This is a genomic window from Mycobacterium sp., assembly GCF_032161845.1.
In the GTDB taxonomy this organism is placed as follows: Bacteria; Actinomycetota; Actinomycetes; order Mycobacteriales; family Mycobacteriaceae; genus Mycobacterium.
In genome coordinates, this window is the sequence record NZ_JAVRQA010000176.1 from 1 (window position 1) to 6,561 (window position 6,561).

Consider the following 6,561-nt stretch of genomic DNA (forward strand, 5'->3'; position numbering starts at 1 on the left):
CGGTGGGCGCTGGACTACCAGGGCGCCACCGCCCTCGACGACGGAGCAGGCATCGCGTTGAACTACCACGCCCGCAACGTGTATCTGGTGGTCGGCGGCAACGGCAACGTGACCGTCACCCGCGACGGCAAGACGGCGGTGATCCCCGTCAGCGGGCCACCCAACATGCGCCAGATCATCGCCGACGACGGTGACGGCACCGGGCACGTCGACGTGAGCCTGAGCAAGGGACTGCAGGCATTCTCGTTCACCTACGGCTGACGTGCCGACGGATCCGCGGTGGCCTCGATCTTGACCACCAATTCGTTGCGGATCGTCAGCACCACTACCGCGAAGAGCCGCCCGCGGTCGAACGCCAGCAGCACTGGCTCGCCTGGTGGCCCGCAGACCACCGTCGCCCGAGTGCCCAGGTAACGCATCAGGTTGACGGCGACGGCGTCCGGGCCGTGATTGACCTGTGGTGGCGGCGCCGGATCCGCGAGAATCGTGCCCACTCCCCACACGGCGGGGTCCAGGATCGACGTCAGCGCCACTAGATCGCCGTTGGCGCAGGCGGTGATGAAGGCTTCGGTGACGCGACGGTGTTCGGTTCCGCTCACCTCGACGGGCCCGGGTGCCGCCGCGGCGAACTTCCCACGCGCCCGTCGCGCAAGCTGGCGGCACGTCCCGACGGGCCTGCCGACGGTCTCGGCGATCTCGTCGAACGGCACCGCGAACACGTCGTGCAGGACGAACGCGACGCGCTCCCCCGGGCTCAGGTTCCGGAGCACCTCGAGGAGGGCGGTGCTGACCTCGTCGTCGAGGGTCACGCGGTCCGCGGGATCACCGGTGACGTCGACCTCGACCAGACTGGCTTCCTGCTCGGGCGCCATCTTCGTCTCGAGACGCACGCGCGCGGACCTCAGCTGGTCGAGGCAGAGGCGTCCCGCCACCACGGTCAGCCAGCCGCGGACGTCGTCGATCTCAGCCAGGTCGGTGCGGGACAACCGCAGGAACGCCTCCTGCGCCATGTCCTCGGCGTCGCCAACGTCGCCGAGCATCTGATAGGCGAGATTCACCAGGTAGGGCCGCTGCTCACGCCAGGCGGCCGCGATCTCGCCATCGGCGGGAGGCGATTGGGTCATACGTGTAGGACGAATCAGCGCCCGAAAAAGTTACAGCGGACAGAAAACCGGGACTGCGTAACTTTTCGCCGCGGTGACCCGTCCTTGATTGCATGACCACACTCAGAACCGTCGTCGTCACCGGAGCGACCGGAAACGTCGGAAGACCGCTCGTCAACGAACTCACCGAAGCCGGCATCGAGGTACGGGCCGTCACCCGGCGGCCCGGCGCCGGCGCGTTCGGTTCCGCGCTCGACGCGTTGCCTGGGGCGGACGCCGTCTTCCTCAACTCAAGGGCGCTCGGCGGCGAACTCGAAGCGACCGTCGCTGCGGCAGTCAAGGCAGGCGTCACCCGTCTCGTTGCCCTGTCGGCCATCAACGCCGATGACGACTTCTCCCGGCAGCCGTCACGCTTCCGGGGCGACCGCAACCGAGAGGTCGAACAGCTCGCCGTCGACTCGGGTCTGGAATGGGTGAGCCTGCGGCCCAGCGTGTTCGCATCGAACTTCGCGGGCATGTGGGCTCCGCAGATCCGGGCAGGCGACGTGGTCGGTGGGCCGTATGCGTCGGCGTCGACCGCGCCGATCGCCGACGGTGACATCTCGTCGGTGGCCGCCCGAGCTCTACTCAGCGATGACCTGGTGGGCCAACGCATTCCGCTGACAGGACCGCAGGCGCTCACCAACGCGCAACTGATCGACGAGATCGGTACGGTCCTCGGCCGGGAACTGCGATACCTGGAGGTACCGGAAGACGTCGTACGTCAACGCTTCCTCGGCATCGGCTTTCCCGCCGAGTTCGCCGACGCCTACGTGGCATTGCTCGCTGAGACGGTCGACCGGCCCGCGTTGGTGACCAACGACGTCGAGAAGATCCTGGACCGACCCGCCAACACGTTCGCCCAGTGGGTGTCCGGCCACCGCAACTTGTTCACCGATGACTAAGGGAGACACATCATGTCGACACTCAACCCACGCCCGCCGCGTTTTCTCAAGACGATGAACAAGCTGGTGATCGCCATGCAGAAGCTCGGGGTGCCCGCTGGCCCGTCGATGGTGCTCACGGTGCCAGGGCGCAAGTCCGGCCAGCCCCGCAGCACGCCGATGACACCGTTCGACCACGACGGAGGGCTCTACACCGTCGCGGGGTATCCCGGCGCCGACTGGGCGGCCAATGCCCGCGCCGCCGGTCTGGGCACGTTGACCCGTGGCCGACGGTCACGCAGGGTCCGGATCGTCGAGCTCTCCGCCGCCGACTCCAGACCGGTGCTACGGGCGTTCGCCGTCAAGGTGCCGGTCGGCGTCGGGTTCGCCAAGCGAAGCGGCCTCGTCACCGACGGCACGCCGGACGAATTCGAGACGCTGGCAGGAAGATTGGCGGTATTCCGGTTCGACCCGGCGTAGTCCGGCTAGGGATCCTCCCCGTCGGATTCCGGGTCTGGATCGACGAGGAGTCGTTTGGGCAATTCGCGATGCGTCAGCGCATCCACGGGCAAGTCGGCCAGTTCGGTATACGCGGCACGCATCGTGGCGATCGCCGTGAGCACCGGGCCAACTTCCAGATCCGAACATTACTGCGACCTACCGACGACAAATCCCGCGTTGTGACTGGTGAAACACATGTGGCACAAGGGTTTACAGCACACCAGCAATTCGCTCAGAGGCGGGCAGATACCGATCGGCGCACGGCGATGTCACCGGAACCGGTGCGCACCTGCACGACGAGAGTCTCGTCACCATCGGCCGGCCCGTCGGCCGGTTCGAGGCCGTTGCTGACGAGGCCAGAGCCCGAGCGCAGATCGAGCTTGGCCGCGGTGCCGGTGGCAACCCCGACCTCGACCTCGCCACTGCTGGCCACGATCGAGACGGCACCCTTCACGGCGGCTGCGATGGTGACCCGGCCGGACGCCGTCCGCACCGTGACATCGCCGCGCAGCTCGTCGATCCCAAGCGCGCCGCTGGCGGCCTGAAACTTCAGGTCGCCGTCGAGGCGGCCGATCGTCACGTCGCCCGATGCCGTCGCGATGGACACGTTTCCGCCTGCGTTCTGCACGGAGATCTGGCCGGATGCGGTGTCCGCCTTGATCTGTCCGCTCACCGAGTCGACCAGGAGGTCGCCGCTCGCCGAGGCCAGTCGGCAGTCGCCGAGCAGACCGTCCGCGCGTACCTCTGCCGACGCCGATGAGGCGTGAAGTCGCGAGCCCGAGGGCAACCCGATGTCGACCCGCACGGCACCGCCTCGGCCCATCGACAGCATCCGTCTGCCAGCCGAGACGACGAGGGTGCCGTGGCGAAAGTCGACGCGGGCCTGCTCTGCCGCCCGGACGTCGGACGCCCGGTTGGGGTTGCGGGGCGACACCTCGACGACGGTGTCGTCGCGATCCGTTGCGGCGAGGTGAACCGAACCGGCGGCAACTTCGACAGTCGCCGTGATGGGTTCTGGGGTTTGAAAGATGGGCATTTCGTCTCTCCTGTCGGTTGAAGTGTCAGCGGACCCAGCCGCTGAAGTGGTTGTCCGATGCTGCGGGCGGGCGCCCATCGGGCCTTCGACGGTCCGTGCCGAGAGCGGCGCCGATGGCGCGGACCATCCAGGCGTTGACCGACAGTCCGGCACTACGGGCCGCAGCATCCACCCCAGCCCGCAGGTGGTCGGGAAGGCGCAACGTGACCCGCCACGTGCCGCCGTCGTCATCGGACTCCGGAGGCCCGGCCGGCTCGGGAAGCGCCGACACCGGGTCACTGGGCGCCGGGGTCACCGTGAATTGAGGGTCACGGCCGCGCAACCGCACGTCGACCGATGCTGGAGCGAGCTCGCGGGTGATTACCTCCGCGGCGTCGGAGAGGGCTTCGAGGATGGCCAGGCGGATGGCGGAATCCAGCGGGGCGGTGAGCCGGTCGGCGAGTTCGACGGCGTCGGCTCCCCCGGCCGCGGCGGCGACGGCCAGTTCGTGACGAACGGCGTCGACGTAGGGCTGCAATTCCATGGTGTCATGATGACATCATTTTGATGTCACTACAAGTGTCAGGGCTACCCGCAGGTCACCCCACCGGCGGGAAGTTGTCCACCCAGTGCCTGGCGATGTCGACCCGGCGCGTAATCCACACCTTGTCGTGCGACTGCACGTGGTCGAGGAATCTCCCAAGCGCCGCAATGCGCGCCGGCCTGCCGACGAGTCGGCAGTGCAGGCCAATCGACAGCATCTTCGGGGCACCGGCCGCGCCTTCGGCGTACAGCACGTCGAAGGCATCGCGCAGGTAGGTGAAGAAGTCGGCACCGCTGGGAAAGCCGCTGGCGGACACGAACTTCATGTCGTTGGTGTCCAGCGTGTATGGCACGACGAGGTGGTCCGCGTCCAGGACGCGGGTCCAGTACGGAAGGTCGTCGGCGTAGGAGTCCGAGTCGTAGAGGAAACCGCCGTGCTCGACGACGAGTTGGCGGGTTTGCGGCGAATCCCTTCCGGTGTACCAGCCGAGCGGGGCCTCACCGGTCAGCTCGGTCAAGATGCGGACCGCCGCCGCCAACTCGGCGCGCTCGGTATCGGCGTCGACGAGCTGGTAACTGCGCCACTTCAAGCCGTGGCAGGCGATCTCGTCACCCCGCGCCCGAAAGGCGGCCACCGCTTCGGGGTTGCGGGCCAGTGCCGTGGCGACACCGAAGATCGTCAGCGGCAGTTCGCGCTGATCGAACATCCGCAATATTCGCCACAGGCCCGCCCTCGAGCCATATTCATACAGCGACTCCATGCTCATGTGTCGATTCGAAAATGGCTGTGCACCAACTATTTCGGACAGGAATGTCTCGGAGGACTCATCGCCGTGCAGGACGTTGTTCTCGCCCCCTTCCTCGTAGTTCAGGACGAACTGCAGAGCCACATTGGCGCCACCGGGCCAGCGCGGATCGGGAGGTCGCGGCCCGTACCCGACCATGTCGCGCGGGTAGTCGTCGGTCGTCGGCGTCATGGGGAGATTGTCGCAGCCCTGCACCACCACGGTGTTTTCCGACCGGCGAAACCGGGCAAGATCAGGTCATGCCAACGCTGCTGTGGTTCCGTCGCGACCTGCGCCTGAACGATCTGCCCGCCCTGCTGGATGCCGCAAGGGACGACCAGGAGGTGCTCGCCTGCTACGTGCTCGATCCCCGGCTGAAGGCGACGTCCGGGCCTCGGCGGCTGCAATACCTGTACGACTCCCTTCGCGAGTTGCGCGAGTCACTGGATGGTCGCCTGCTCATCACCCAGGGCCGCGCTGAGACCCGAATCCCCGCTCTGGTCAAGAAGATTCACGCCACCTCGGTCCACGTGTCTGGTGACTACTTTCCATTCGGGCTGCGCAGGGACGACGCCGTTCGCAAGGCCCTCGGCCAAATCTCCGGCGGGGTGCCCCTCGAGGCGTCCGGTTCGCCCTACCTGGTGTCCCCTGGTCGGGTCACCAAGGGTGACGGCACGCCGTACAAGGTCTTCACGCCGTACTTCTCGGCGTGGCGAGAGCACGGCTGGCGGGGCCCGGCCCGGACGGGAGCGAAATCGGCCCGGTGGATCGACCCGGCCGACGCGGGCGGTGGCATCGACATTCCGGATGGAGACACCCAACTGGACCGACCAGCCGGTGAAGCCGCGGCCAGGCAGGAATGGAAGAAATTCGTCGACTCGACGCTGGCCGACTATTCCGACGAACGCAACCGCCCAGATCACGACGGCACCAGCCGAATGTCGGCACACCTCAAGTTCGGGACCATCCACCCCCGCACGATGGCTGCCGATCTCGGAAGCGGAAAGGGCGCGCAGGCCTATCTGCGCGAGCTCGCGTTTCGGGACTTCTATGCAGGCGTCGTGTATTCGTGGCCCGAAAGCACGTGGTGGAACTGGAACAAGAACTTCGACCGCATCGAGGTGGACGAGGACCGGGATGCGGAGAAGCGGTTCGAGGCGTGGAAGGCCGGCAGAACGGGCTTCCCGATCGTGGACGCGGGCATGCGTCAGCTCTCCGAGACCGGCTTCATGCACAACCGGGTGCGGATGATCACCGCGTCCTTCCTCGTCAAGGATCTACATCTGCCGTGGCAGTGGGGAGCGCGCTGGTTCCTCGAGCAGCTCACCGACGGTGACATGGCCAGCAATCAGCACGGCTGGCAGTGGGCTGCGGGCTCGGGCACCGACGCCGCGCCCTACTTCCGGGTCTTCAACCCGACGACGCAGGGCAACAAATTCGATCCCGACGGTGCGTACGTCAAGCGTTGGGTGCCCGAGTTCGGTGGCGAGAACTATCCCGAACCAATGGTCGACCACGCCGCCGAGCGCGTCGAGGCCTTGCGGCGATACGAGGCCGTCCGCTGAAGCGTGTCTACCAGTTGTGTGGTGGGCACCGCCCTTCTCGGGCGTCCTTCGGTTCAGGCCGCGGGTGCGGTGTGAACGTCGGTTCCCGCGTCGTTCGGGCTGGTTTCACCGGCACGCGTGGGGTGC

General features: G+C 67.1%; 8 protein-coding genes and 1 pseudogene. 4 read left to right on the forward strand and 5 right to left on the reverse strand.

Annotated features, from left to right (window positions below; translation table 11 throughout):
• Positions 1–261, forward strand: a pseudogene (locus tag QOD90_RS10125) (cytochrome c biogenesis protein DipZ); the annotation flags it as partial.
• Here the strand turns inward: QOD90_RS10125 and sigI are convergent.
• Positions 252–1,124: an RNA polymerase sigma factor SigI gene (sigI, locus tag QOD90_RS10130; RefSeq protein WP_526349195.1), complete on the reverse strand. Its 873-nt coding sequence runs from the start codon at positions 1,122–1,124 to the stop codon at positions 252–254. The pseudogene QOD90_RS10125 and the gene sigI overlap by 10 nt on opposite strands.
• A gap of 92 nt (positions 1,125–1,216) precedes the next feature.
• On the opposite strand from sigI, the gene QOD90_RS10135 reads away from it, so the two are divergent.
• The gene (locus QOD90_RS10135) at positions 1,217–2,047 is read left to right on the forward strand and encodes an NmrA family NAD(P)-binding protein (RefSeq protein ID WP_526349197.1); all 831 of its coding nucleotides are present in this window, start codon (positions 1,217–1,219) and stop codon (positions 2,045–2,047) included.
• A gap of 12 nt (positions 2,048–2,059) precedes the next feature.
• Positions 2,060–2,506: a nitroreductase family deazaflavin-dependent oxidoreductase gene (locus QOD90_RS10140; protein ID WP_526349199.1), complete on the forward strand. Its 447-nt coding sequence runs from the start codon at positions 2,060–2,062 to the stop codon at positions 2,504–2,506.
• A 5-nt stretch (positions 2,507–2,511) separates the two neighbouring features.
• On the opposite strand, the gene QOD90_RS10145 is transcribed toward QOD90_RS10140, so the two are convergent.
• The 4 genes from QOD90_RS10145 to puuE form a co-directional block, all read right to left on the reverse strand.
• A complete protein-coding gene (locus QOD90_RS10145; protein WP_526349201.1) occupies positions 2,512–2,649 on the reverse strand; it encodes a hypothetical protein in 138 nt (45 codons plus the stop codon).
• Between the two features lie 110 nt (positions 2,650–2,759).
• Positions 2,760–3,563 (reverse strand): DUF4097 family beta strand repeat-containing protein, encoded by an 804-nt coding sequence (locus QOD90_RS10150; RefSeq protein WP_526349203.1) that lies wholly within the window; start codon positions 3,561–3,563, stop codon positions 2,760–2,762.
• A 25-nt stretch (positions 3,564–3,588) separates the two neighbouring features.
• Positions 3,589–4,086 (reverse strand): histidine kinase, encoded by a 498-nt coding sequence (locus QOD90_RS10155; protein WP_526349205.1) that lies wholly within the window; start codon positions 4,084–4,086, stop codon positions 3,589–3,591.
• A gap of 55 nt (positions 4,087–4,141) precedes the next feature.
• A complete protein-coding gene (gene puuE, locus QOD90_RS10160; RefSeq protein WP_526349207.1) occupies positions 4,142–5,062 on the reverse strand; it encodes an allantoinase PuuE in 921 nt (306 codons plus the stop codon).
• A 68-nt stretch (positions 5,063–5,130) separates the two neighbouring features.
• On the opposite strand from puuE, the gene QOD90_RS10165 reads away from it, so the two are divergent.
• Complete coding sequence (locus QOD90_RS10165) at positions 5,131–6,435, forward strand: cryptochrome/photolyase family protein (protein WP_526349209.1); 1,305 nt, start codon at positions 5,131–5,133, stop codon at positions 6,433–6,435.
• The last annotated feature ends 126 nt before the right edge of the window (positions 6,436–6,561 follow it).

Excerpts from the sequence above, each read along its gene's own strand:
- sigI (WP_526349195.1), bottom strand. The coding sequence starts at position 1,124 with ATGACCCAATCGCCTCCCGCCGATGGCGAGATCGCGGCCGCCTGGCGT.
- QOD90_RS10135 (WP_526349197.1), top strand. The coding sequence starts at position 1,217 with ATGACCACACTCAGAACCGTCGTCGTCACCGGAGCGACCGGAAACGTC.
- QOD90_RS10140 (WP_526349199.1), top strand. The coding sequence starts at position 2,060 with ATGTCGACACTCAACCCACGCCCGCCGCGTTTTCTCAAGACGATGAAC.
- QOD90_RS10150 (WP_526349203.1), bottom strand. The coding sequence starts at position 3,563 with ATGCCCATCTTTCAAACCCCAGAACCCATCACGGCGACTGTCGAAGTT.
- QOD90_RS10155 (WP_526349205.1), bottom strand. The coding sequence starts at position 4,086 with ATGGAATTGCAGCCCTACGTCGACGCCGTTCGTCACGAACTGGCCGTC.
- puuE (WP_526349207.1), bottom strand. The coding sequence starts at position 5,062 with ATGACGCCGACGACCGACGACTACCCGCGCGACATGGTCGGGTACGGG.
- QOD90_RS10165 (WP_526349209.1), top strand. The coding sequence starts at position 5,131 with ATGCCAACGCTGCTGTGGTTCCGTCGCGACCTGCGCCTGAACGATCTG.